Genomic DNA, 24,111 nt, shown 5'->3' with positions numbered 1-24,111 from the left:
GTTCTAACAAATGATCTTTTGCAATTATCATAAGGCTAAAGCTAAGGTGGCAGTAGCTTCGCAACGGATCTCACACAAAACTGCATAGCAACCACGTTATAATGCATCAAAACATTTCACCTTATTGCTAGAATTTCAATTCAACGATCTTGCCCTATCTGACGGTCATGAATATAAGCAGATCAGGCCATTAATATTTTGATCAGGACATAACAATTAAAATGACTACAATTATTCGCTGTGGCTGGTGTTCAAATGATCCACTTTATATTGCCTATCATGATCAGGAATGGGGAAAACCCGAATATGATGAAGCACGACTGTTTGAAATGCTGTGTCTGGAAGGTCAACAGGCAGGTCTGTCGTGGATTACGGTATTAAAAAAACGTGAAGCGTATCGACAACACTTTTTTCAGCATTCAATCGCGGACATCGCCAAATTCACAGATAAACAACTTGAAGATAAACTGAGTGATACAGCTTTAATTCGACATATTGGTAAACTTAAAGCGATCCGTGATAATGCAATTGCATGGCAGACACTCAAAGCTCAGGGACACGATATGTCGCAATGGCTTTGGGCAACGGTACAACAACAGATCGTCATCAATGATGTGGCAGATTATCGTCAGGCGCCTGCTCAGACGGCACAAAGCTTGCAACTCTCTAAACGCTTAAAAAAATACGGTTTTAAATTTGTGGGACCCACCACCTGTTATGCCTTTATGCAAGCCGTCGGTATGGTCAATGACCATGAAAATCATTGTTCTTTTCGCTAATTGTTGTTCTCAACCATTCTACTCATGAGGATATGCTGATATGACCAGTAATATGATTCAGGCCTATGCGGCCATGCAGGCAGGCGAGCCATTGCTTCCCTATCAATTTGATGCTGGTGAATTACAACCACATCAAGTGGAAGTCAAAGTTGAATATTGTGGTCTTTGTCATTCCGATATTTCAGTGATTAATAACGACTGGCATTCTTCGGTCTACCCTGTAGTGGCGGGACATGAAGTCATTGGGGTCATTACTCAACTCGGAAGTGAAGCGAAAGGTTTAAAAGTTGGACAACGTGTCGGAATTGGCTGGACCGCAGAAAGCTGTCAGTCCTGTAATCCATGTATCAGCGGTCAGCAAGTACTCTGTACAGGTGAACATACCGCGACCATTGTCGGTCATGCTGGTGGTTTTGCTGACAAAATTCGTGCAGGCTGGCAATGGGTCATTCCCCTACCCGATGACCTTGATCCTGTTAGCGCAGGGCCTTTACTGTGCGGTGGAATTACGGTGTTTGATCCAATTTTAAAACATCAGATTCAAGCGATTCATCATGTTGCTGTCATTGGCATTGGTGGTTTAGGGCACATGGCCATTAAACTGCTTAAAGCATGGGGCTGTGAAATTACCGCTTTTAGTTCAAATCCTGATAAAACCGAAGAGCTCAAAGCCATGGGGGCAGACCATGTGGTAAATAGCCGCGACGATGCAGCACTAAAAGCACAACGTGGTAAGTTTGATTTATTGCTGAGTACAGTCAATGTGACACTGAACTGGAATGCATATTTAAATACACTTGCGCCAAATGGAGTCTTTCATTTTCTGGGTTTGGTTTTAGAACCTGTTGCAGTACCTGTGGGTGCATTGATTGGGGGTGCAAAGTCAATCACAGGCTCCCCAACAGGTTCACCAGCGGCTTTGCGCCAGTTATTGCAATTTGCGGCACGTAAGAACATAGCACCACAAATTGAACTTTATCCAATGTCCAAACTGAATGACGCGATTGAACGTCTACATTCAGGACAGGCACGTTATCGGATTGTGCTCAAAGCTGACTTTTAGATCGCTCAGTTTTTAGGCAAGTACCGATGCGACTTGCCTGAACTCTTGCTCAGCCTACTGCCGTTGAAAATTGCTGACTCAACTCATCCGCCAAAAATTCAATAAATAACCGTACCCGTTTGGGTAGATGTTTTTGTTGATAATACACTGCATGAATATGTTGATATTGCATTTCAATCTGATCTTCAAACAAAGCCACTAAACGCCCGGCCTGTAAATCCTGCCAGACCTCATATTCAGATAATCGTGCAATTCCATGACCACGAATGGTCAATTGCCTGACTGTTTCGCCGCTAGATGCCTTGATTTGAGGATGTACCGTAACATAGTCATCCCCTATTTTTAATGGCCATGTATTTAAATGAATGGGTTTACTAAACCCGACCAATTGATGCTGAAAAAGTGATTCTGGCGTTTGAGGAACACCTGCTTGCTGCAAATAATCTGGACTTGCCACAATATATAAACGGCTTTTACATACCAATTTTGCATGCAAACTCGAATCATGTAATGTGCCAAAACGAATGGCAACATCGGTTTTATGCTCCAATAAATCGATCACCTGTTCATTGCTATTCAGCTCGATCTCAATCTTGGGATAAAGCTGCATGAACTTTTTCATCAACGAAGCCAGTACATTCAACACAAATGGCGTTGCTGAATCAATTCGAATCAATCCAGAAATATCACTGTCTGATTTTAATAATGCATCTTCTGCTTCGGCCAGTTCTGCCAAAATAGAACGGGTTTTATCTAAAAATAAATGGCCTTCCTGAGTCAGTTTTAGCTTGCGCGTTGTACGCTCAAGCAATGTAACTTGCAGCTTCTTTTCCAGTCGATTAAGCGAACGACTTACTCCTGACGGCGTTTGTTGAAGCTGCTCTGCCGCAGCTACAATCGAACCTGTATCAACAATGCTGATAAATGCAATGAGTTCTTCAATCGAGGATTTCATAGGTCACGTTATTATTGCTTATTAGTCAACAATATTTTGCTTATTCTTATATTTTTTCGCAACAATGAACTTTAGATAATACCTGTTCATTCGCCCATGGGTGAAATCAGGAGTATAAGACACATGTCTAAAGCAACAATATGGCCTTTATTAGCGTTGATGATGGGCGCTTTTTCAATTGGTTTAAGTGAATTTTTGCCAATGGGTTTATTGCCAGAAATCGCACTTGGAATGAATGTATCGATTGCACAGGCAGGTTTTTTGATTACAGGATACGGTGTGGGTGTAATGGTTGGTGCACCTGTCATGAGTTTGTTACTGCGCCAAATGGCTTGGCGTAATGCCTTGATTTTATTAATGTCATTTTTTATTTTAGGTAATCTCATGGCTGCCTTGGCACAGAATTATAATGTGTTCATGCTCGCCCGTATCATCACAAGTTTAAATCATGGTGCTTTTTTTGGAATTGGCTCAGTATTAGCCGCAAGTTTGGTTCCATTGCATAAACAAGGGCAAGCAGTTGCAACCATGTTTTTGGGTTTAAGCATTGCCAGTATTCTGGGGATGCCGTTATTCACCTATGTCGGCCAACATTTTGGTTGGCATATTTCTTTTTGGGTATTAACAGCTATTGGTACGATCACCTTGTTAATGATTAGAAAAACAGTGCCAATCACGACAGAAAAACCGCATCCATCTGTCAAAATCAAACATGAAATTCGTGTGCTTTTTCGCCCGATGGTGCTACTGGCCTTGTTTACCACCATATTTGCATTTGGTTCCATGTTTACTCTATATACTTACTTGGTTCCTATTCTCCAGACACTTACCCAAGCATCACATAATCTAATTACAATGATGCTTTTTTTAATAGGTGTAGGATTTTTTATTGGTACACAATTAGGTGGGAAATTCGCCGATTATTCTATTGATAAAACATTAATCGGCTGTGTAAGTGTACTCATGATCATGATGCTGCTATTTCCATGGATGGCAAAAAGTGTGGTTGGTGCTGGCTTTGCTATTGTAATCTTTGGTGCTAGTGCTTTTGCAATGATTGCTCCATTGCAAATGCGGGTTATGACAGTCGCTCATGACGCTCCAACACTTGCTTCTGCTGTCAACATTGGCGCATTTAATCTGGGCAATGCCATTGGTGCTGCTGTTGGTGGACTGGTACTCAGTTTCAACCTGAGCTATACCGCCGTTTGCTTTGCTGGTGCAGGTTTGGCCGCTTTAGGCTTTGTCATGATTCTGCTACAGATACAACGTAATAAATCAACCACTCAAACCAAACAAAGCTGTTCTGCTTAATAAAAAAAGTGCCCATTACGAACTAATGGGCAATTTACTCATTTTAAAATATCAGGCAATTTTGCTGAGTAAGTGGTAGGCTTTTGTAATTCCAGTTTCATTTTCATAAGCATCTGATACGGCTGTTGCTGGACAAACATATTGACAAAACTTAAAGGAATTGAACCTCCCGGGTCTGCATAACCTGAGGTGGTCACTTTGACTTTATTGTTCGCAATTTTTTGGAACGTCCAGTCGCCTTCATATTGTATTAAACGAATCCGATCTTTTTTAAGGGGATAGCCCCCTGAAATTGCATTATTTTTAATGCTAATGACACCATTACTGGCTTTAGACATTTTGCCCTTAACAACTAAATCTCGATCTTTTAAAGGAAATGGAAAGTCCAGAACCATATAAAGTAGAAACTCGCCCTTTTTGTCATCACGTGATAACACTCTGGTTTCACTGACATAGGGAACCCATTTTGAAGCATGTTCGACATTTAAAATCAGTCCGACCGCCTGTTCCAAAGGTACATCAAAGCTGGTTTCAGCTTTATATTGAATGACAGGATTATTGTCCGTCTGATAGGTCCAGACCTTAATATTGTTTTTCTGCAAGCTAAGCTTGGCTTCATTCGCAGGTGCAGCCTGTGCCATTAAGCTGCTGAAGCTTAAGGCACATGCCAAAATCCATGATTTATTATTCATTTTATACTCAAATTCATTTTATTTTTTTGCTGCAACTGCTGTTGCAATTACACCTGAATGTCATTAAATCCTAATACATCCTTCATGTCATATTTACGTGCTTCACGTCCCGCCACCCATGCCGCAGCACGTACCGCCCCCGCAGCAAAGTTCATGCGACTGGTGGCTTTATGCGTGATTTCAACACGTTCACCTTCACCAATAAACATCGCAGTATGTTCACCGACGATATCACCACCCCGAATGGTCTGAAAACCAATACTTTGACGCTCACGTGCACCAGTTAAACCTTCACGACAATACACCGCATCCTGTTTCAGGTCACGCCCCAGTGTCTCTGCAATGGCTTCACCCATCATTAACGCTGTACCTGATGGTGCATCAACTTTATGACGATGATGTGCTTCAATAATTTCAATATCGACACTATCACCAAACACTTTTGCGGCAAGCTCCAACAGTTTAATTGAAACATTCACCCCTACCGAATAATTAGCTGCATATACGACAGGAGTCCGTGTTGCAGTATCATTGAGCGATTGTTTCTGCTCATCCGAAAAACCTGTGGTTCCAATCACCATCGCGACGCCTGCCTCCGCACAAAGCTTTAAATGCTGCTCGGTCGCGGCGGGTGCAGTAAAATCAATGATAACATCGCAGTCCTTTAAAACATCGGCCAGACTGCCTGCCACCTTAACCCCAATCGAGCCGATTCCTGCCAGCTCACCTGCATCACTACCCACTAAACTGCTTTCTGGACGTTCAACCGCAGCAGCCAGTTGATAACCTGCCTGCTGGACAGCCTGAATCAGGGTGCGTCCCATACGACCGCCTGCGCCCAATACACCAATGCGTGGAGTTGCTGACATAATCTGTTCCTAAATCTTTAAACGCGTTGACAATGATGGCAGTTACTATAGCAAACTCTAAGCCATCGCTAAAATTTAAGCATAAAAAAATCTGCCCGTTGAGCAGATTTTTTTGAGATGTAAGCAGATCAATCGAATAAATCCGAAACTTTATCGAAAAACCCTTTTTTCTTTTTAGAGGATGCGCTGTGCTCATCACCTTCCAAGGTCGCTTGTAACTCTTTAAGTAATTCCTTCTGACGACTGGTCAAATTGACTGGTGTTTCCACCACCACACGGCAGAGTAAATCGCCAACCATGCTGCTACGTACAGGACGCACGCCCTTGCCACGTAAACGGAACAATTTACCAGTTTGTGTTCCTTCTGGAATTTTAAGGCTGACACGACCTTCAAGAGTCGGAATTTCAATTTCTTTACCCAAAGCTGCATCGGCAATGCTGACGGGCACATCCATATAAAGATCGGCGCCATCACGCTGGAAGATCTCATGCTCACGCACCACCACTTCAACGTAAAGATCACCTGACTGACCATCACGCACTGCTTCGCCTTTGCCACTCAAGCGAACGCGATCGCCATTGTCGACTCCTGCTGGAATCGTGACTTCAAGCGTTTGTTGACGATCTTTTACCCCTGAGCCATGACAGCTGTTACATGGGTTTTTAATAATTTTGCCTTGTCCACGACAAGTGTTACAGGTTTGCTGTACCGAGAAAAAGCCCTGCTGCATACGTACCTGACCTGTTCCATGACAAGTCTTACAGGTTTCAACATCATTGGGATTTTTTGAACCTTTACCATCACAGACATCACAAGGGGCTGGTGCAGTAAAAGTAATGGTTTTTTTGACGCCCTGAACAGCTTCTTCAAGAGTCAGTTCCATCACATAACGCAGGTCTGAACCACGACGCTGACGTTGCTGTTGACGACCACCGCCTCCGAACGCGCCACCAAAGATATCACCAAACTGGCTAAAGATATCTTCCGCACTAAAACCACCAAAGCCGCCACTGCCGCCGCCGAAACCACCTTCAAAGGCATTGTGTCCCATACGGTCGTACATGCTGCGTTTTTCGCTATCCGATAGCACTTCATACGCTTCAGAAGCTTCTTTAAACTTCTCTTCAGCGTCTGCATTATCAGGGTTACGATCTGGATGATACTTCATCGCCAACTTACGGTAGGCTTTTTTGATCTCATCATCACTGGCGCTTTTTGCAACGCCTAAAACTTCATAATAATCTCGTTTAGCCATGTCTGGCGATGCTCCTCACGGAATTTGAAAAAATACCTAACTGCGACTAAGTTGGGGGTTTTAGCCGAGTTTACAAGGGGGAAAAGCTAAAAAATTGCAATTTTTTAGAATACGGCCTTATTTTTGGCGTATTTAGACAAACCTTTGATCCACGCATTCAGCAAATACAACCATGCAATCGCTGAAAATACGACACCTGCAACTGTGAGCGCAGTCACCCACAGCGCACTATTCCAGACAAAGAAAATAAGAGGGATAAACCACAATGCAGCAAAAACAGCCAACATCAAAAACATGATCACACTGCGCATAATCCACAGGGAATGGGCATGAATCCAGACTTCAGCACCATCCACCATCGCCACTTTGCGGGCAAGAAAGTACGCAACCACGGCAAAAACAACCGAAAACAACCCGAGGAACATGCATACATAAGATGCTGCAATGTAACGACGATGCTGTAATAGATTGTCCTGCCCCATGTACTTTTAACCTCAACTTACAGTCTTCACGTTTTTCTTGTACGATGAAAATCTGCTGTCATTTTTTGTGTTCATATTCAGATGCTACTATATTGAAATTTTCAATATTTCGCATCTTTTATTCGAAAAAATTACGACAAATTTGCTGTTTTTTTCACTTTGAACCATGCTGCATACAACGCTGGCAAGAAAAATAGCGTCAAGAAAGTCGCCACAATCAACCCTCCCATAATCGCAACGGCCATTGGACCAAAGAAAATACTGCGTGATAATGGAATCATCGCCAGTACCGCAGCCATTGCAGTTAATAGGATTGGACGAAAACGGCGCACCGTTGCATCAATAATGGAGGTCCATGGATCATGACCCGCTGCAATATCTTGCTCAATCTGATCAATTAAAATTAGAGAGTTACGCATGATCATGCCAGATAAGGCGATGGTTCCCAACATAGCAACAAAACCAAAAGGTTTATTCAACAACAATAAAAACAGGGTAACTCCAATCAATCCAAGCGGCGCGGTCAAAAATACAATGATTGAACGCGAGATACTTTTCAACTGAATCATCAACAATGTCATGACCACCGCTAAAAATAGTGGCATGCCTGCATTCACAGAATTTTGTCCCTTGGCAGACTCTTCAACAGTACCACCGACTTCAACCAGATAGCCGTTAGGGAGTTGTGCACGTAGTTGATCCATTTTTTCTGAAAGTTGATCGACCACAGTCGCGGGTTGTAAATGACTGCGAATATCCGCTCGGACAGTAATGGTCGGCAAGCGGTTGCGATGCCAAATCAGACCATCTTCAAATTTGTAGTCAATTGTGGCAATTTGCGCCAGTGGTACACTGTTGCCCTGACTGGTCGGGACTGCAAGACTGGCTAAAGAACCAACATCAACACGTTCGTTCTGATCGCCACGTAAGCGGATTTCAATTAATTCACGTTTTTCCCGATATTGATGAATAACTGCACCTGTAATCGAGCTATTTAAAAAGTTTGCCAAATCTTGGCTGCTTACACCCAATTGACGTGCTCGATCCTGATCAATATTGAGTTTGATCATCTTGCTCGGCTCACCCCAATCCAGATGCACGTTGGTGGTATTAGGATCTTGCCCGACCATTTTCGCCACCTTTTGTGCCCATTCACGCACCAGTGTTATGTCTTCCCCAGAGACCCGATATTGCAATGGATAGCCGACTGGTGGGCCATTTTCCAACAGTGACACACGAGTTCGAACCTCTGGCAATAGTTTTTTAATCTGGGTATCTAAAGATTTTCGAATGTCATCACGATCATCCAGCGAAGACGCCAAGACGACAAACTGGGCAAAACTGGCCTGTGGCAACTGTTGGTCGAGCGGTAGATAAAAACGTGGTGAGCCTGTTCCAACATACGCCACATAGTTATCAATACCCTTTTGCTTGGCAAGGAATTGCTCTACTTTTTTCACGGCTTGCTCTGTAGCCGTCAGTGATGCGCCTTCTTCGAGTTTTAAATCGACTAAAATTTCGGCACGGTTCGATGGCGGAAAGAACTGCTGCGGAACCAGTTTGAACAGCAAGATCGATCCAATAAAAATCAACACAGTGATGACAATCACCGTTTTACGATAACTGACACAGGTTTCGACCATTTTACCAAAGCGCAAATAAAATCTGCTCTGATAAGGATCATGTGCCTTACCTGCATGATGGCTGATTGGCTGGGGTGCAGGCTGATGTCGCAATTTTGCCCATAAACGCTGATACCACGGCGCGTTTTGTTGCATCTTGCTAAAATCTGGCAGTAATTTTTCACCCAGATAAGGCACAAATAATACCGCAGCAAACCAAGAGACAATGAGCGCAATGGTGACTACCTGAAAAATTGAACGGGTATATTCACCGGTACTCGAATTCGCTGTCGCAATTGGTAAAAAGCCTGCTGCGGTAATTAAAGTTCCAGTGAGCATAGGAAAAGCAGTGGTTTTCCAGGCAAATCCTGCGGCTTTGATGCGGCTATAACCCTGTTCCATTTTAATTGCCATCATCTCAACTGCAATAATGGCGTCATCGACCAATAGCCCGAGTGCAAGAATCAAGGCACCGAGCGAAATTTTATGCAGGCCGACATCAAAAAGATTCATGCCTGCAAAAGTCATGGCCAATACCAATGGAATGGATAAGGCCACCACCAGCCCAGTACGAAAGCCCAAAGAGAAGAAACTGACCAGCAGTACGATAATGACGGCTTCAGCCAAGACTTTGATAAATTCATGAATACTGCGTTGAACCGCAACCGGTTGGTCAGAGACCTTTTTCAACTGCATGCCCAAGGGTAGCGTTTTTTGCAAGCGATTAAACTCAGTTTGCAAGTTTTTACCTAAGGCAATAATATCCCCGCCTTTGCGCATCGAGACGGCAATTCCAATACCATTTTCGCCCATAAAACGCATGCGTGGTTGGGCAGGCTCACTAAAGCCCCGATACACTTGTGCGACATCACCGAGTTGAATGGTGCGATTACCGACCAATAGTGGCATATGCTTCAGATCATCTACACTGTGTAATGCCCCTGTCACCCGAATCTGGATACGATCGGTGCCTGTTTCAAAAAAGCCTGCACTATTAATGCTATTTTGTTTTTGCAAGGCATCCTGGATGGCAGTCACAGGAATTCCAAGTTGTGCCGCTTTGGTATTAGACAGTTCAATCCAGATTTTCTGATCCTGTAAACCCACCAGCTCGACCTTGCCCACATCCTTAACGCGTTGTAATTGTAATTGCAGGCGGTCGGCATATTCTTTCATTATGGCGTAATCATAGTCCTTGCCCGTCAATACATAAATATTGCCAAACGTATCGCCAAACTCATCATTAAAGAAAGGGCCTTGTACACCAGCAGGGAGTTGCTGTTTGATATCCCCAACTTTTTTGCGCACGTTATACCAGACATCCGGGATTTGATCAGACTTGAGCGAATCTTTGGCCACAAAGGTCACCATCGACTCACCCGGTCTTGAGTACGCCATGATTTTTTCGTACTGACCTGTCGTCATCAGTTCTTTTTCAATGCGATCGGTCACTTGTAATGACACTTCTTCTGCCGTTGCACCCGGCCAATAGGTTTGTACCACCATCACTTTAAAGGTAAAGGGTGGGTCTTCACTTTGCGCTAGTTTTGAATAGGAAATGATGCCCACCACAGCCAAAAGCAGCATTAAATATAAAATAATGCCTTTGTTATTGAGTGCCCATTCCGACAAGTTAAACTTCATGGCTGCACTCCTGATGGTTTAACTTCTGAGCTAACCTGCACAGGACGATTGTCACGATCAATTGGATGAATTTTTTGTTGCTCGTGTAGCAGATGTACCCCACCCACCACCACATAGTCATTGGGCTTGAGACCTGACAATACAGGAACACTGTCGCGACCATACGCCCCTAAGCTCACAGCAACTTTGCGAATGGTCTGATTTGGATTGACCACCCACACATAGGTCTGTTGCTGATTGGCCGACACACTGGATAAAGGCACACTCATCACATTGTGCTGTACGCTATTAAAAAATACCCGAGCACTTTGTCCCAACTGAATAGAAGGCTGTGCTTGACGTAATGCCACTTTGACACTAAAAGTCCGTGATTGGTCTGCCGCAGGCGAAATTTCGCGGACATAGGCCGCATATTTTTGATCGGGCTGTGACCACAAAGTAATCCATGCAGGTTGTCCGACTTTGATTTCAGTCATGGCCTGTTCAGGCGCACCAATCACCACTTCACGGTCACCATCAATCGCCAGTTGATACGCGGCCTGTCCTGCTGCAACCACTTGTCCAATTTCAATCTGACGTTGGGTAATCACACCATTTTTATTGGCAACCAATTGGTTATAACCTGTTTGATTCGATGCCACTTGGTAGTTAGAACGGGCTTGTTGTAAGTTCGCCTGAGCTGCATCATATTGATTTTTAATGCTATCGAATTGGGAGCGACTGACGGCATTTAAGGGCAGAAGCTGCTGAAAACGTTTAAGTTCATCTGTTGCAATTTTGGCAGAAGATTGCGCACTATCCAGTTGTGCTTTGGCGGCATTCATTTGTAACTGGGCATCTTGAACGTCCAGCTTGGCCAATACCTGACCCACGGTTACCCGATCACCCACATCAACATAACGTTCAGTAATTTGTCCCCCAACCCGAAACGCCAAAGCGGTTTGTTGACGCGCCTGTACGTCTCCTGCATAGCTTTTTTGTTCATCTAGGTTTGATGCAGGTTGAACCACCATGACATAAGGAATTTCTTCAGTGACAGGTTGTGGTTTGCTACATCCCCCTAACAGCACACTGCACACGATCCATAAGCTGAGACTCGCCAGTTTTACGTCATTCATAATCCTTCGCTCTTATTCAAATTTGTTTTTTAAGGCACAATATGGACAATATCTTAATTCGTTTATTTTTTAATTAATATACCCATGGGTACACTAATTAATTAAAATGAAGCAAATTACTGATTTTTTTGATTCATTGAGTAGAGAAATGCGGTGCAAAATACAATTGGTCGACCAAAAGACTTGGAAAAAAGAGCGCGCATTCTACAGGCGGCAAAAGTTATTTTTTTAAAAATGGGCTATCACGGTTCCAGCATGAACCAGATTGCTAAAGAGGCCGCCGTCACCAAGCTGACGGTTTATAATCATTTTCAGGACAAAGAAACCTTATTTACCTGTGCCATTCAGGAAACCTGTGCAGAATGTATTTCCGAGCAACACTTTTGTTTAAGCCCTCAGAGTAACTTCTTGCAGGTGTTTTCTGAGGTGGGTGAATGTGTCTTACATATGATTTATCTGCCAGAAGCACTCAAACTTGAACATGTGTTATTAGAGCTTGCTGCCGAACATAACCCTTTGGCTCAGCATTTTTTTGAAGCCTCACATCGACCGCTCATGGATGCACTCTGTGAATTTTTCACTCAGGCAGCACATTTGGGGTTTATTCGTTCTGAGTCTGCCTTAAAACAAACAGAGTTAACATTATCATTGCTGCTGGGTATTCGACATCATCAGGTCTTGCTTGGTATTAGTGACATCCCGTCGATACAAGAAATCCGAGAAATTGTGAATGATGCGATTGAGATTTTTATGCTGAAATATCAGCTTTAGACTTTGGTCTGCTTGCCAATTAATAACATGAATGTTCTGTGTGTACTGGCTCGCATAAGTGTTAATTTTTTAAACAATAATTCATATATTTTTACGCTCCGGACTTGGAATGTCATTGAATCGGGGTATAGTCAAAAGAACAAGAACAGGAGAGCCTACCGCATGATTCAACAAATTGATGCTCCTTTACGCGAAGACGTGCGCCTACTGGGTAATTTATTAGGAGAAACGCTTAAGCAACACGCGGGAGATGATTTGTTTAATCAGGTTGAACAAATTCGCGCCTTGGCCAAAGGTGCACGCGATGGGCATGCAGAAGCAGAAAAAAAACTGGAACAACTTTTTCTAAATTTAAAAGATGAAGAAATTCTACCCCTGACCCGTGCATTTTCGCAGTTCTTAAATTTCGCCAATATTGCAGAACAATATAATGTGGTGCGTAGTCGCCGCCGCAGTGAATTTGATGAACATGCACCCTCACCGAATCCCTTGGTGCATTTATTCGCTAAATTTAAACAACAAGAGATTTCAGCCCAGCAACTTTTTGAACAAATTTGTCAGTTAAGCATTGAACTGGTGCTCACGGCGCATCCGACCGAAGTCAGTCGTCGAACGCTCATTCAAAAATATGATGATATCAATGAAGACCTTGCCAAGCTGGATCAACAAAAACTGACACCTCGAGAGCGGCATGCAGTACTGGAAAATTTAAAACAACTGGTCTGTTCTACATGGCAAACCGATGAAATTCGCCAAAACCGCCCTACGCCTTTAGATGAAGCCAAATGGGGCTTTACCACCATCGAACAGACCTTATGGAATGCTGTACCCAAGTTTATACGTGAATTAGGCAATTTAGTCAGCGAACACTGTGAGCAAACATTGCCGTTACATATTGCGCCGATTCGTTTTGCCTCATGGATGGGTGGCGATCGTGATGGTAACCCAAACGTTACGCATCAGGTGACTCAGGAAGTGCTGTGGTTATCCCGCTGGCAAGCCGCAGATTTATATTTGCGTGATATTGAAGATTTACGTTGGGAGCTTTCTATTCAGGCGTGTTCCGAAGAACTCAAGCAAGTATTAGGCTATGAACATCCTGAACCGTATCGTGAATATTTAAGAGATACCCGTGAACGTTTAAAAGCCACCAGACACTGGCTAGCGCAGCGTTTACAAGGCTTTGAAGCAGATGACCGTCAGATTATTCGCACTAAGAACGAACTGCTTGAACCGTTATTATTGTGTCATCGTTCTCTGATGCAGTCCAATTTACCTGAAATTGCCAATGGTAAATTGCTGGACTTTATTTATCGGGTGAATTGCTTTGGCATCGAACTGCTGAAACTGGATATTCGACAGGAATCAGGGCGGCATCGCCAAGCGATTTCAGCGATTACTGAATATTTAGGTCTGGGTAATTTTGAGTCATGGACAGAACAGGCACGGCAAAACTTTTTAATTCAGGAATTACAAAGCAAACGTCCGTTATTGCCAAAACATCTGGATGAGCCACTTGAAAGCCTGATTCAACATGCCGATGTAAAAGAAGTATTTGCTACCATGCGCACGCTGGCCTTGCAGCCGCCTGAAAGTCTGGGCGCGTATATTATTTCCATGGCAGAATACCCAAGTGATGTGCTGGCCGTGCTATTGCTACAAAAAGAAGCTGGCATTTTGCATCCATTACGTGTGGTTCCCCTGTTTGAAACCCTAAAAGATCTGGATGGCGCAGCCAGCACCATGCAAACCCTGTTTAGTTTGCAATGGTATAAACAGCATATTCAGGGCAAACATGAAGTCATGATTGGCTACTCAGATTCTGCCAAAGATGCAGGCTTTATGTCTGCCAATTGGGCGCAGTATCGTGCTCAGGAAGAATTAACTGCCGTCGCCAAACAGAATGGAATTCAACTGACCCTGTTTCATGGTCGTGGTGGTTCGATCAGCCGTGGCGGCGCACCGACACAGCAAGCGCTATTTTCACAGCCACCGGGGTCTATTTCTGGCGCGATTCGCGTCACTGAACAAGGTGAAATGATCCGTTTCAAATTTGGGCTAGAAGAAGTCGCGCTGCAAAATCTTGAAATCTATACGGCGGCAACACTGGAAGCCACACTGTTACCACCACCTGTGCCCAAACAGGAATGGCGTGAATTGATGCATCAAATGACCGATATATCGGTGCAGGTCTATCGTAAAACCGTACGTGAAAATCCGTATTTTGTGCAATATTTACGCACTGTCACACCTGAACTTGAATTACAGATGCTGCCACTCGGTTCTCGTCCCGCCAAACGTAAAGTCAGTGGGGGAATTGAATCATTACGTGCCATTCCATGGGTATTTGCATGGACACAAATTCGTCTGATGCTGCCCGCATGGCTCGGCACAGGTGCCGCCATTAATCAGGTCATTGATGCAGGCAAAAAAGCCACGCTGGATGACATGCTACAGCAATGGCCGTATTTTCAGACCCTGATTGATATGCTTGAAATGGTGCTGTCCAAATCTGATGCCAGCATCGCGCTGTATTATGAATCACATTTAACACAGGACGAACATCTTAAAACGTTGGGTGCTGAATTACGCCAACGTCTAAAAGATGCGGTAGAAACCCTACTGACCCTAAAAGGTGAATCTAAGTTATTGACCAATAACGAAGTTCTGGATCAAGCAATGCGTGTTCGTAAAACCTATCTATTACCTTTGCACTTATTACAGGCAGAGCTGATGAAACGTCGTCGCGGTTACTTAAATATTGAACAGGCTGAACACACGCCTGTGGATCATGCGCTCATGGTCAGTATTGCTGGTATCGCAGCAGGTTTACGCAATACAGGCTAAAGTTTTTGGTTGAATGAATATAGGCATCGGATGATTGATCATGCGATGCTTTTTTATATCCAATTTAATCACTTGAACACGATTTTTTGACCATTCATCAAAATTTTTATAGATGAAGACTAAACTTTAAAAGCACAAATTGTTCAGTTCAATCGTGTGATTTATCTTTGAGTTAAATTTTCCAAAAATTTACCATTTGGTATAAACAACACAGAAATCTAGTGAATTTAACTGACGCCATCAATGAAAGCCATGAAACCATGCGCGAAGAAAGAGTATCATGTGCGCCAAGTAAAATTATTAGAGTGCAATTTATGTCCAATTGGTTTCCCAAATGGCGTGCTTACGAAGGTCAGATTGATCATCGTCCTGTCGCCACCAATGAATATCTGCCACCTGCGCAAAGTGCCGTATTGGGGATGCAACATGCTTTTGCCATGTTTGGCGCAACGGTACTTGCTCCCCTGTTGATGGGTTTTGATCCCAATCTGGCCATTTTAATGTCCGGCATATGTACCATCTTGTTCTTTTTTATGACGGGTGGACGTGTTCCCAGCTATTTAGGATCAAGTTTTGCTTTTATAGGCGTGGTTGCAGCAGCGACGGGACATGTGACAGGTTCAGGTGCTAACCCTAATCTTGCTGTAGCACTTGGCGGCATTGTTGCCTGCGGTATTTTATATACCGTGATCGGGTTGATTGTGATGCTGACTGGCACACGCTGGATCGAAAAGCTCATGCCGCCTGTGGTCACTGGTGCCGTGGTCATGATTATTGGTTTAAATCTTGCGCCAATGACTGTGAAAGCTGTAGCAGGACATCCTTTTGATATGTGGATGGCACTGATCACCGTACTGTGTATGGGTATTATTGCGGTTTTTACCCGAGGTTTGTTACAACGTCTGCTCTTGTTGGTTGGATTGCTCATGGCTTATGTCATTTATGCGATTGTGAGCAGTGGACTGGGTTTTGGTCAGCCGATCAATTTTTCACAAATTTCAAGCGCAGCATGGTTCGGCTTACCGAGTTTGACCACCCCAACTTTCCAGACCAATGCGATGTTGATTATTGCCCCTGTTGCCTTAATCTTAGTCGCTGAAAATCTGGGACACATTAAAGCAGTGGGTGCCATGACGGGTGAAAACCTAACGCCTTATTTGGGTAAAGCTTTTGTGGCTGACGGTGTGGCCACCACCCTTTCAGGAAGTGTCGGTGCGCCCGGTATGACCACTTATGGTGAAAATATTGGGGTCATGGCAGTGACTCGAGTGTATTCAACCATTGTGTTTGTGATTGCAGGGGTGTTTGCGATTTTTCTAGGATTATCGCCTAAATTCGGTGCCGTAATTAGTACCATTCCAACCGCTGTATTAACTGGTGCATCGATTGTAGTGTTTGGTCTGATTACTATTGCGGGTGCAAAAATCTGGATCGAAAACAAAGTTGACTTTTCCCGCAATAAAAATCTGGTGGTCGCCGCAGTAACCATCATTTTAGGTGCTGGTAATTTTGAGCTGATGTTTGGCAGCTTTAATTTAGGTGGTATTGGCACAGCGACTTTCGCGGCAATTTTACTGAACTGGCTATTTAGCCTGAAAGATAAAAACTAACAGCTTCATTGAGACTTTTTAAGCAGCCATCAGGCTGCTTTTTTTATGATATTTCAAGCTTGAGTGAATCATTTTTAGTTATCATGATCGAGTCTGCTTGATACTGATTGAATCGCTTATGCGCCTTGATTTTTTTGATCTACAGCTTTTTTTACATGTGGTCGATACGGGAAGTTTCACCAAAGGTGCACAGCGTTGCGCTATTTCTTTACAGGCCGCCAGTGAGCGTATAAAAAGGCTGGAACAACATTTTCACAGTGCCCTATTCATTCGGCATGCAACGGGTGTCGAACTGACGCTTGCAGGTCAAACGCTGTTACAGCATGCCCAACAACTGATAACCGGATTACATGCACTTGAACAGGACATGCAGACTTTCCAGCGTCAAACCACGCAACAACTGACACTCTGGTGTAATTCCTCTGCACAGAGTGAATATTTACCGATGCTACTGCCCAAATATTTGATCGAACATGCACAGCTTCAGATCGAATTGCATGAGGCAGAAAGTCATGACATTATTGCCGCATTACAAAAAGGTCAGGCCGATCTGGGACTGATTTCCAGTTTTTTTGCACCCAATGATGGCTTGGAAACACAGGTGTTTGCTGAAGATCCGTTGATGTTTATCTGTGCGCCCAATCATCCTTTTGCCCAACTGCAACAACTGGATTTTGCTGCCATTTTAAAAGAAGACTTTATTGGGCTATTGGCACATCACTCCTTACAACAATCCATAGAAACACAGGCGAAACGCCTGCATCAGCAGCTACATTATCGTTTACGTTTACCCAGCTTTAGTGCCATCGCACAAGTGGTCGCCAATGGCGTGGGGGTCGCAATTATACCGCTGCGCGCAGCAGTACATTTACAAAAATTGCATCAGTTTTCTAGCATTGCGCTGACAGGCGCATGGGCGAATCGTAAATTACTTTTGGCTGCACGTGATTTTTCTGATCTTTCTCCGCACTATCAGGATTTTGCCCAATTTTTAATGGATCATCAGCCGACCTCAATCAAGCCTTAATGCAAAAGCATATACGCCCCAAGTGAGATCAATCCGACAAAGAAAAAGCGGCGAAAGCGTTGTTCTGGAATACGATAACGTAGCTTTTGCCCCAGCCACATTCCCAGTAAAGCGGGGATGACCGCAGCCCATGCCAAACGATAATCAATTTGCATATTTGCTGTACTATGTAGCTGCAAATAAATGGCCAGACAAATTGTAGAGAGCGTAAACACCAGACCCAATGCCTGCACCAAATCATCTCGTTTTAAACGTAAAGACTGCAAATAGGGTACAGCAGGTATGATAATGACGCCGGTCGAAACAATCAGGGCACCTCCCAGATAGCCAATCAAGGGCGACAGCCATTTTTCATAAGCCCTTAAATCTGGTAATTGTTTAACCCACAAACCATAAATGCCATAAATCACCAACATTGAGCCGAGTAAGATTTCACTGGTTTTACCTGAAGCCTCACTCAAGGTTGGAAATATGCTGAATATGGTTCCTACCATAATGCCCAGCAGCAGCAACCAGAAACGTTGAACCAGTGCCCAGACCCGACCTTCTGCAAATAGTTGCCAGATGTTGGTGATCATAGACGGAATAATCAGCAAAGACGCCGCCTGAAACGGCGCGATCACAATGGTTAACAGTCCCATGGCGACCGTCGGCAATCCCAAGCCCAATGCTCCCTTGACCATGCCTGCGAATACAAATACCGCCACCACTAAACCCAACATTTCCATCATTTTTTCCTTTGCTCAAGGTAGGCAAGATACTACCGAGCTTTGGATCAAACGCCTATTCATGTTTTTTGGAGTCTGACTCAAGCACAGATTGAGGCTGTAGAGACGGTCACAGACGACCATATAGAACTGTGTCAGCAGTAAATCCGCTTAATGCATTTTCAACTTAGGAGAAGCACCCTTGGATAGCATATCTTTCATCATCATCAGACCCGTTCTGAATACCCCATGTAATGCCACCTGATGAAAACGATATAGCGATACATACATCAATCGCGCCATAAAGCCTTCTACATTAATGTTATTAAATATACTGCCAACACTGCTATGTTGACTTAAAGACACCAGTGAGCCTTTATCTTTAAAGACAAAGCTACCCAATGCTTTCCCCTGAATACGATTGCGCAATGCCTTTGCGAGAAAAATAGCCTCTTGGTTCGCCACCTGAGCGCGTGGCGGAACCGGTCGCTCTTGCCCTTGTGGGATATAACACGCGCAATCCCCCATCGCAAAAATATCTTCATCCAATGAGGTTTGTAAGGTGGGGCCAACCACTAACTGATTGATTCGATTGGTTTCAAGCCCTGCAATATGATTGAGAAAATCAGGGGCCTTAATACCTGCCGACCAGACTTTTAAAGTTGCGGCAATATTTAAATCACCCTCACAAAACACGGTATTGGCATCAATACGATGAACACGACAGTGGGTCAGTACTTTGACGCCAATGTCTTCTAGTTCTTTTTGTGCACGTTGCGAGACACGTTCATTCAAGGCAGGAAGAATCCGAGGCGCTGCTTCAATTAAACTAATATGGACATCTTGGGGATCAATACTATTTAAGCCATATTTAGAAAATTCATTTGCCGCATGGTGTAATTCTGCTGCCAATTCAACACCTGTTGCACCCGCCCCAATAATCGCAATATTTAACTGATTTTGGTGTTTGTGCATTAAAGAATTGGCTTGTGCTTCCAGATACATGCTTAGAAATTCACGCTGGAACCGATCGGCTTGAGGACGTGAATCCAGAAAAATACAGTGTTCTTTTGCTCCAGCTGTTCCAAAATCATTAGAGGTCGAGCCAATCGCCATGACCAGCGTGTCATAGCCGATACGGCGTTCAGGTGCAATTTCCTTACCTTCTTCGTCACGCAGAACATCAAGGACAATTTCCTTCGCTGCACGATCAATATCCTGTAGCCGTCCAAGAAAAAACTCGAAATGATGCTGATTGGCATGCGCAAAATAATTCAGCTCATCCTCATAAGAGTTTAAAGTTCCAGCCGCCACTTCATGCAGTAGCGGTTTCCAGATATGGGTTAAGGCAGTATCCACCAAAATAATTTCGGCCTGTTGACGTTTGCCCAGGGTATTGCCCAGACGTGTTGCCAGTTCAAGTCCACCTGCTCCGCCGCCGACAATCACAATACGGTGCTTTTTTGACTGCTGGGGTAATGTTTTCATGCTCAAGTTGCTCCAATTTTCTTATAAATACCAACCATTTCAATTTGTATTTATAAGAAAAATGCCACCTATTATTTACACAAATATGTAGCATAAAAAACATACCTTTTCCCAACTTTTCAGTATTTTTTGTTTAACAATCCGCAAAAAAGACACACAAATACAGCGTAAGCACATCAAAACATGCTCACGCTAAATGACGTTTTGCAATTGGAAAGAACACTCGAACAACTAGAGTGATAGAAAAAAGAACCGTTTAAATGATTAACCTTCTATGTTTTCGGTTTTATATTTTTGTTCAAGCACATTACTGAAAATACTTTCGATCATCCAGACCCGATATAAACTATTAAACACATAGCTTTGACCATCTAGTCGTAATTCGAGTACAGGAAAGTCTGGCTGATGTTTGCTTTGACATAGACGGTCATTTTCCGCTAATAAATCACTGATATCATCTGCATAGATCGAGGTGATGCCGAGCTGTCGCTGCAATGCCTGAAAATGGGGTTTGAAGGATAAATCCTTGCCCTGCGTCCATACCGCTTTTAAAATATCGTAGATGGCATCGACACGTTGGTCTTCTTCTGCGCTATAGTACAATCGTGCCATGTCCAGAGTTGCTTGCTGTGTTGGACGACAAAATGGCGTAAATGCCACATCGGTACGTTTGGATAAGCGTGTTGCCAAACTCCAGTCAAATAAATCACGTCCGTGATAACTTAACGGATAGACATTCAATTGAATATTATAATAGTTGGCGAGTTCTTCGCGAATATAGGCCAATAATAGCCAACTGATCGGATCTTCAAGCGCAATAAACAAATCCAGTTCAGGATGCATCGCCTGAATTTCCACCAGTTCTTCTGCATCACTCATGAGATGTTCACGCCATTCAATGTGATTAATCAGAAAAATGGGATTGTCGGTCAGCAGTTTTTGTTGTTTTAATCGACGGGTCAGACGTAGCAAATCATCCACTGCATGATACTTCCGTCCGCCAAACTCAAAGAAACTGGCAGGAACAGCAACATCATTAAATATCCGCTCTGGAAAATCCTGAGGGCTTTGCTGCTGGCTCGCCATGGTATATAGGGTACGCAATTTGCCATATTGCTGTTGCCACAACATGTGAAACACATCTTCCAGCAAGTACAGAAAATTTTTGCCTTGTAAGGGCGTATTTCTCAGAATAATTTCTGCCTGTTTTAAGGCCTCATCTGTCGGGGGCTCGGGCGTATCATCAAAACTAAAACGGTGTTGTTTAGCCAAGATTTTAGCATCGTTAAAACAATAATTTTGCCATTCCAGTGCGGTCATGCCATTGGGAGGCTCTGCTCCCTGATGTGAAATAATCACTTTCAGCGGTTTTAGCTCATCCGTTAAAATTTCATCGAGTTGGGTCAGTTGCTGTACCGCAAGATAGCTATAGACATCGTCCAGTCGTAAATGAATGCTCAAGCCTTGCTCTGTAGATAACACCGCCTGACGTGAAGGCTTTTGGTAAAACCAACTCGATCGGATAGGATCAAACCAACGGCGTAACAGTGACATGAATCAAGCCTCTAATAAATTTTTATCGGACAATGGGTTAAACAAGATAGAAAAGCATAATGCATTATACTTTAACATTGAAATGACCGTTTTCCATAAAAAAACACCCACAAAAGTGAGTGTTTTATAGCCTCAAATCTGGCAATTAAATCTCACGTACCGCGCCTCGCGCTGCACTGGTGGTATGCATTGCATAAGCTTTTAATGCTTTGGATACTTTGCGTTTACGTGCTTCGGCTGGATGCCAGCCTTTTTCTTCCTGTGCAGTACGACGATGTGCCAGTGTTGCATCATCCACATCTAGGTGAATAGTACGGTTTGGAATATCAATTTCGATTTTATCGCCATCATGAACCAGACCAATTGCGCCACCTTCTGCGGCTTCTGGCGAGACATGCCCAATAGAAAGACCTGACGATCCACCTGAGAAACGACCATCGGTAATTAAGGCACAATCTTTGCCTAAACCTTTGGATTTAAGGTAACTGGTTGGATACAGCATTTCCTGCATTCCCGGTCCACCACGCGGACCTTCGTAACGAATCACCACAACATCGCCCGCTTTGATATCGCCGCCCAAAATTGCATCAACTGCGGCATCCTGACTTTCAAAAACACGAGCCGTTCCAGTAAATTTAAGAATAGATTCATCCACCCCTGCGGTTTTTACAATACAGCCATCGACTGCGATGTTGCCATAAAGAACCGCTAAACCGCCGTCTTGAGAGAAGGCATGTTCCGCGTTACGAATCACCCCTTTTTCACGATCGCCATCCAGCGTTGAATAATAACGATTTTGTGAGAATGCAACCTGTGTCGGTACGCCACCTGGGGATGAACGGTAAAATTCATAAACATCGGCATCTTCGGTACGGATAATATCCCATTTGTCCAAGGCATCTTTTAAGGTTTTTTCATGTACTGTCGAAACAGAAGTCTCTAATAATCCTGCACGATCCAGCTCACCTAAAATGGCCATAATTCCGCCTGCTCGGTGCACATCTTCCATATGTACATCCTGTTTAGCTGGCGCAACTTTAGACAACACAGGCACTTTACGTGACAAGGTGTCGATATCATCCATGGTGAAATCCACTTCAGCTTCGTGCGCTGCTGCCAACAGATGCAAAACGGTATTGGTCGAACCGCCCATGGCGATATCTAAAGTCATGGCATTTTCAAAGGCTTTTTTGGTCGCGATTGAACGTGGCAAAATACTGTAATCATCTTGCTCATAATGACGTTTTGCCAATTCAACAATCAGTTGCCCTGCACGTTCAAATAGTTTTTTACGGTTGGCATGCGTCGCTACAATTGAACCATTCCCCGGTAAAGACAATCCTAAGGCTTCTGTTAAACAGTTCATGGAGTTTGCAGTAAACATGCCTGAACATGAACCACAGGTTGGGCATGCTGAGCGCTCAAAAGCTTCAACTTCTTCATCGGTATAGCTGTCATCTGCGGCAACCACCATCGCATCGACTAGATCAATGGCTTTTTCATTGCCACGAAATTTAACTTTACCCGCTTCCATCGGACCGCCAGAGACAAACACCACTGGAATGTTCAAACGCATGGATGCCATTAACATCCCCGGCGTGATTTTGTCACAGTTTGAAATACAGACCATGGCATCAGCACAATGCGCATTGACCATGTATTCCACTGAATCTGCAATCAAGTCACGCGAAGGCAATGAATACAACATGCCATCATGTCCCATCGCAATCCCATCATCGACGGCAATGGTATTAAATTCTTTGGCGACCCCACCGGCTGCCTGAATTTGTTCAGCCACCAGTTGACCCAAGTCTTTAAGATGCACATGCCCCGGAACAAACTGGGTAAATGAGTTGACCACCGCAATAATCGGTTTACCAAAGTCTTCATCTTTCATTCCTGTTGCGCGCCATAAGCCACGCGCACCAGCCATATTTCTTCCGTGAGTCGATGTTTTTGAACGATAATCAGGCATTTGCGTTTCCAACAAGTTGTGCTTGAGACCAATCTAAATAGGTCTCTGGCGAAATTAGGCGATTTCAACTGACAGATATCATCATACTACAGCTTGCTGTTGAAACGATGAGCAAAAACGACTTTCATGTTTAAATGCGTGCACATCGAATGATGATGAGATCCAGAGAAACTGGCTATCCAATATAAACCGTTCTATTTAAAATGAAATACAAAACTTTCATGAATAATTTTTTAATTTTGCATTACTTATATTTATAAATTAGCTTATTTAGATCTGTTTCAAACTTAATGTTACATGTTAATGGTTTGTATTCAAAAGAATAATTCTGCTGCTTA

At 43.6% G+C, this 24,111-nt stretch carries 18 protein-coding genes; 7 read left to right on the top strand and 11 right to left on the bottom strand.

From position 1 onward, the window contains the following. Window positions 1-221: 221 nt before the first annotated feature. Together E0D95_RS11080 and ahr are read left to right on the top strand one after the other, a co-directional pair. Entirely contained in the window at window positions 222-779 is a 558-nt protein-coding gene (locus E0D95_RS11080) for a DNA-3-methyladenine glycosylase I (protein WP_130803850.1), read from the top strand. A 40-nt stretch (window positions 780-819) separates the two neighbouring features. Next, on the top strand, window positions 820-1,842 hold the full coding sequence (ahr, locus tag E0D95_RS11075; RefSeq protein ID WP_130803849.1) for an NADPH-dependent aldehyde reductase Ahr: 1,023 nt from the start codon (window positions 820-822) through the stop codon (window positions 1,840-1,842). Window positions 1,843-1,891: 49 nt separating this feature from the next. Here the strand turns inward: ahr and E0D95_RS11070 are convergent, their stop codons facing one another. Next, window positions 1,892-2,797 carry a LysR family transcriptional regulator gene (locus E0D95_RS11070; RefSeq protein ID WP_130803848.1) on the bottom strand — a complete coding sequence of 302 codons (906 nt, stop codon included), beginning with the start codon at window positions 2,795-2,797 and terminating at the stop codon, window positions 1,892-1,894. A gap of 123 nt (window positions 2,798-2,920) precedes the next feature. Between E0D95_RS11070 and E0D95_RS11065 the strand changes: the two genes are divergently transcribed. Next, window positions 2,921-4,111 (top strand): MFS transporter, encoded by a 1,191-nt coding sequence (locus E0D95_RS11065; RefSeq protein WP_130803847.1) that lies wholly within the window; start codon window positions 2,921-2,923, stop codon window positions 4,109-4,111. 38 nt (window positions 4,112-4,149) lie between these two features. On the opposite strand, the gene E0D95_RS11060 is transcribed toward E0D95_RS11065, so the two are convergent. From E0D95_RS11060 to E0D95_RS11035, 6 genes are all read right to left on the bottom strand, one after another. After that, window positions 4,150-4,803: an START domain-containing protein gene (locus E0D95_RS11060; RefSeq protein WP_171478544.1), complete on the bottom strand. Its 654-nt coding sequence runs from the start codon at window positions 4,801-4,803 to the stop codon at window positions 4,150-4,152. Between the two features lie 47 nt (window positions 4,804-4,850). Next, complete coding sequence (gene dapB, locus E0D95_RS11055) at window positions 4,851-5,672, bottom strand: 4-hydroxy-tetrahydrodipicolinate reductase (protein WP_130803846.1); 822 nt, start codon at window positions 5,670-5,672, stop codon at window positions 4,851-4,853. A 128-nt stretch (window positions 5,673-5,800) separates the two neighbouring features. Beyond that, the gene (dnaJ, locus tag E0D95_RS11050; protein WP_130803845.1) at window positions 5,801-6,928 is read right to left on the bottom strand and encodes a molecular chaperone DnaJ; all 1,128 of its coding nucleotides are present in this window, start codon (window positions 6,926-6,928) and stop codon (window positions 5,801-5,803) included. Between the two features lie 104 nt (window positions 6,929-7,032). After that, entirely contained in the window at window positions 7,033-7,410 is a 378-nt protein-coding gene (locus E0D95_RS11045) for a hypothetical protein (protein WP_130803844.1), read from the bottom strand. A 131-nt stretch (window positions 7,411-7,541) separates the two neighbouring features. Next, the gene (locus E0D95_RS11040) at window positions 7,542-10,676 is read right to left on the bottom strand and encodes an efflux RND transporter permease subunit (RefSeq protein ID WP_130803843.1); all 3,135 of its coding nucleotides are present in this window, start codon (window positions 10,674-10,676) and stop codon (window positions 7,542-7,544) included. Next, on the bottom strand, window positions 10,673-11,794 hold the full coding sequence (locus E0D95_RS11035; RefSeq protein WP_130803842.1) for an efflux RND transporter periplasmic adaptor subunit: 1,122 nt from the start codon (window positions 11,792-11,794) through the stop codon (window positions 10,673-10,675). The genes E0D95_RS11040 and E0D95_RS11035 overlap by 4 nt, the downstream gene beginning before the upstream one ends. A gap of 153 nt (window positions 11,795-11,947) precedes the next feature. On the opposite strand from E0D95_RS11035, the gene E0D95_RS11030 reads away from it, so the two are divergent. The 4 genes from E0D95_RS11030 to E0D95_RS11015 all read left to right on the top strand — a co-directional run bounded on the left by E0D95_RS11030 (window position 11,948) and on the right by E0D95_RS11015 (window position 18,049). Then, entirely contained in the window at window positions 11,948-12,565 is a 618-nt protein-coding gene (locus tag E0D95_RS11030) for a TetR/AcrR family transcriptional regulator (protein ID WP_130803841.1), read from the top strand. A gap of 162 nt (window positions 12,566-12,727) precedes the next feature. Then, window positions 12,728-15,412: a phosphoenolpyruvate carboxylase gene (gene ppc, locus E0D95_RS11025; protein WP_130803840.1), complete on the top strand. Its 2,685-nt coding sequence runs from the start codon at window positions 12,728-12,730 to the stop codon at window positions 15,410-15,412. A gap of 314 nt (window positions 15,413-15,726) precedes the next feature. Continuing rightward, the gene (locus tag E0D95_RS11020; protein ID WP_130803839.1) at window positions 15,727-17,022 is read left to right on the top strand and encodes a solute carrier family 23 protein; all 1,296 of its coding nucleotides are present in this window, start codon (window positions 15,727-15,729) and stop codon (window positions 17,020-17,022) included. A 118-nt stretch (window positions 17,023-17,140) separates the two neighbouring features. After that, window positions 17,141-18,049: a LysR family transcriptional regulator gene (locus tag E0D95_RS11015; protein WP_130803838.1), complete on the top strand. Its 909-nt coding sequence runs from the start codon at window positions 17,141-17,143 to the stop codon at window positions 18,047-18,049. Here the strand turns inward: E0D95_RS11015 and E0D95_RS11010 are convergent. The 4 genes from E0D95_RS11010 to ilvD form a co-directional block, all read right to left on the bottom strand. Continuing rightward, entirely contained in the window at window positions 18,046-18,777 is a 732-nt protein-coding gene (locus tag E0D95_RS11010; protein ID WP_130803837.1) for a sulfite exporter TauE/SafE family protein, read from the bottom strand. The two genes, E0D95_RS11015 and E0D95_RS11010, sit on opposite strands and share 4 nt — an antisense overlap. A 150-nt stretch (window positions 18,778-18,927) precedes the next feature. Next, window positions 18,928-20,244, bottom strand: a complete 1,317-nt coding sequence (locus E0D95_RS11005; protein WP_130803836.1) for an NAD(P)/FAD-dependent oxidoreductase — start codon at window positions 20,242-20,244, stop codon at window positions 18,928-18,930. Window positions 20,245-20,508: 264 nt separating this feature from the next. Continuing rightward, on the bottom strand, window positions 20,509-21,798 hold the full coding sequence (locus E0D95_RS11000) for a hypothetical protein (RefSeq protein ID WP_130803835.1): 1,290 nt from the start codon (window positions 21,796-21,798) through the stop codon (window positions 20,509-20,511). Between the two features lie 145 nt (window positions 21,799-21,943). Beyond that, a complete protein-coding gene (gene ilvD, locus E0D95_RS10995; protein WP_130803834.1) occupies window positions 21,944-23,773 on the bottom strand; it encodes a dihydroxy-acid dehydratase in 1,830 nt (609 codons plus the stop codon). Window positions 23,774-24,111 lie beyond the last annotated feature (338 nt).

This window comes from Acinetobacter ihumii, assembly GCF_900625095.1.
Taxonomy (GTDB): domain Bacteria; phylum Pseudomonadota; class Gammaproteobacteria; order Pseudomonadales; family Moraxellaceae; genus Acinetobacter; species Acinetobacter ihumii.
The sequence above is the reverse complement of the archived record's forward strand: the minus strand, read 5'-3'. Positions and strand labels throughout refer to the sequence as shown.

Coding starts and splice junctions, on each gene's coding strand:
- E0D95_RS11080 (WP_130803850.1), top strand. CDS start 222: ATGACTACAATTATTCGCTGTGGCTGGTGTTCAAATGATCCACTTTAT.
- ahr (WP_130803849.1), top strand. CDS start 820: ATGACCAGTAATATGATTCAGGCCTATGCGGCCATGCAGGCAGGCGAG.
- E0D95_RS11070 (WP_130803848.1), bottom strand. CDS start 2,797: ATGAAATCCTCGATTGAAGAACTCATTGCATTTATCAGCATTGTTGAT.
- E0D95_RS11065 (WP_130803847.1), top strand. CDS start 2,921: ATGTCTAAAGCAACAATATGGCCTTTATTAGCGTTGATGATGGGCGCT.
- E0D95_RS11060 (WP_171478544.1), bottom strand. CDS start 4,803: ATGAATAATAAATCATGGATTTTGGCATGTGCCTTAAGCTTCAGCAGC.
- dapB (WP_130803846.1), bottom strand. CDS start 5,672: ATGTCAGCAACTCCACGCATTGGTGTATTGGGCGCAGGCGGTCGTATG.
- dnaJ (WP_130803845.1), bottom strand. CDS start 6,928: ATGGCTAAACGAGATTATTATGAAGTTTTAGGCGTTGCAAAAAGCGCC.
- E0D95_RS11045 (WP_130803844.1), bottom strand. CDS start 7,410: ATGGGGCAGGACAATCTATTACAGCATCGTCGTTACATTGCAGCATCT.
- E0D95_RS11040 (WP_130803843.1), bottom strand. CDS start 10,676: ATGAAGTTTAACTTGTCGGAATGGGCACTCAATAACAAAGGCATTATT.
- E0D95_RS11035 (WP_130803842.1), bottom strand. CDS start 11,794: ATGAATGACGTAAAACTGGCGAGTCTCAGCTTATGGATCGTGTGCAGT.
- ppc (WP_130803840.1), top strand. CDS start 12,728: ATGATTCAACAAATTGATGCTCCTTTACGCGAAGACGTGCGCCTACTG.
- E0D95_RS11020 (WP_130803839.1), top strand. CDS start 15,727: ATGTCCAATTGGTTTCCCAAATGGCGTGCTTACGAAGGTCAGATTGAT.
- E0D95_RS11015 (WP_130803838.1), top strand. CDS start 17,141: ATGCGCCTTGATTTTTTTGATCTACAGCTTTTTTTACATGTGGTCGAT.
- E0D95_RS11010 (WP_130803837.1), bottom strand. CDS start 18,777: ATGGAAATGTTGGGTTTAGTGGTGGCGGTATTTGTATTCGCAGGCATG.
- E0D95_RS11005 (WP_130803836.1), bottom strand. CDS start 20,244: ATGAAAACATTACCCCAGCAGTCAAAAAAGCACCGTATTGTGATTGTC.
- E0D95_RS11000 (WP_130803835.1), bottom strand. CDS start 21,798: ATGTCACTGTTACGCCGTTGGTTTGATCCTATCCGATCGAGTTGGTTT.
- ilvD (WP_130803834.1), bottom strand. CDS start 23,773: ATGCCTGATTATCGTTCAAAAACATCGACTCACGGAAGAAATATGGCT.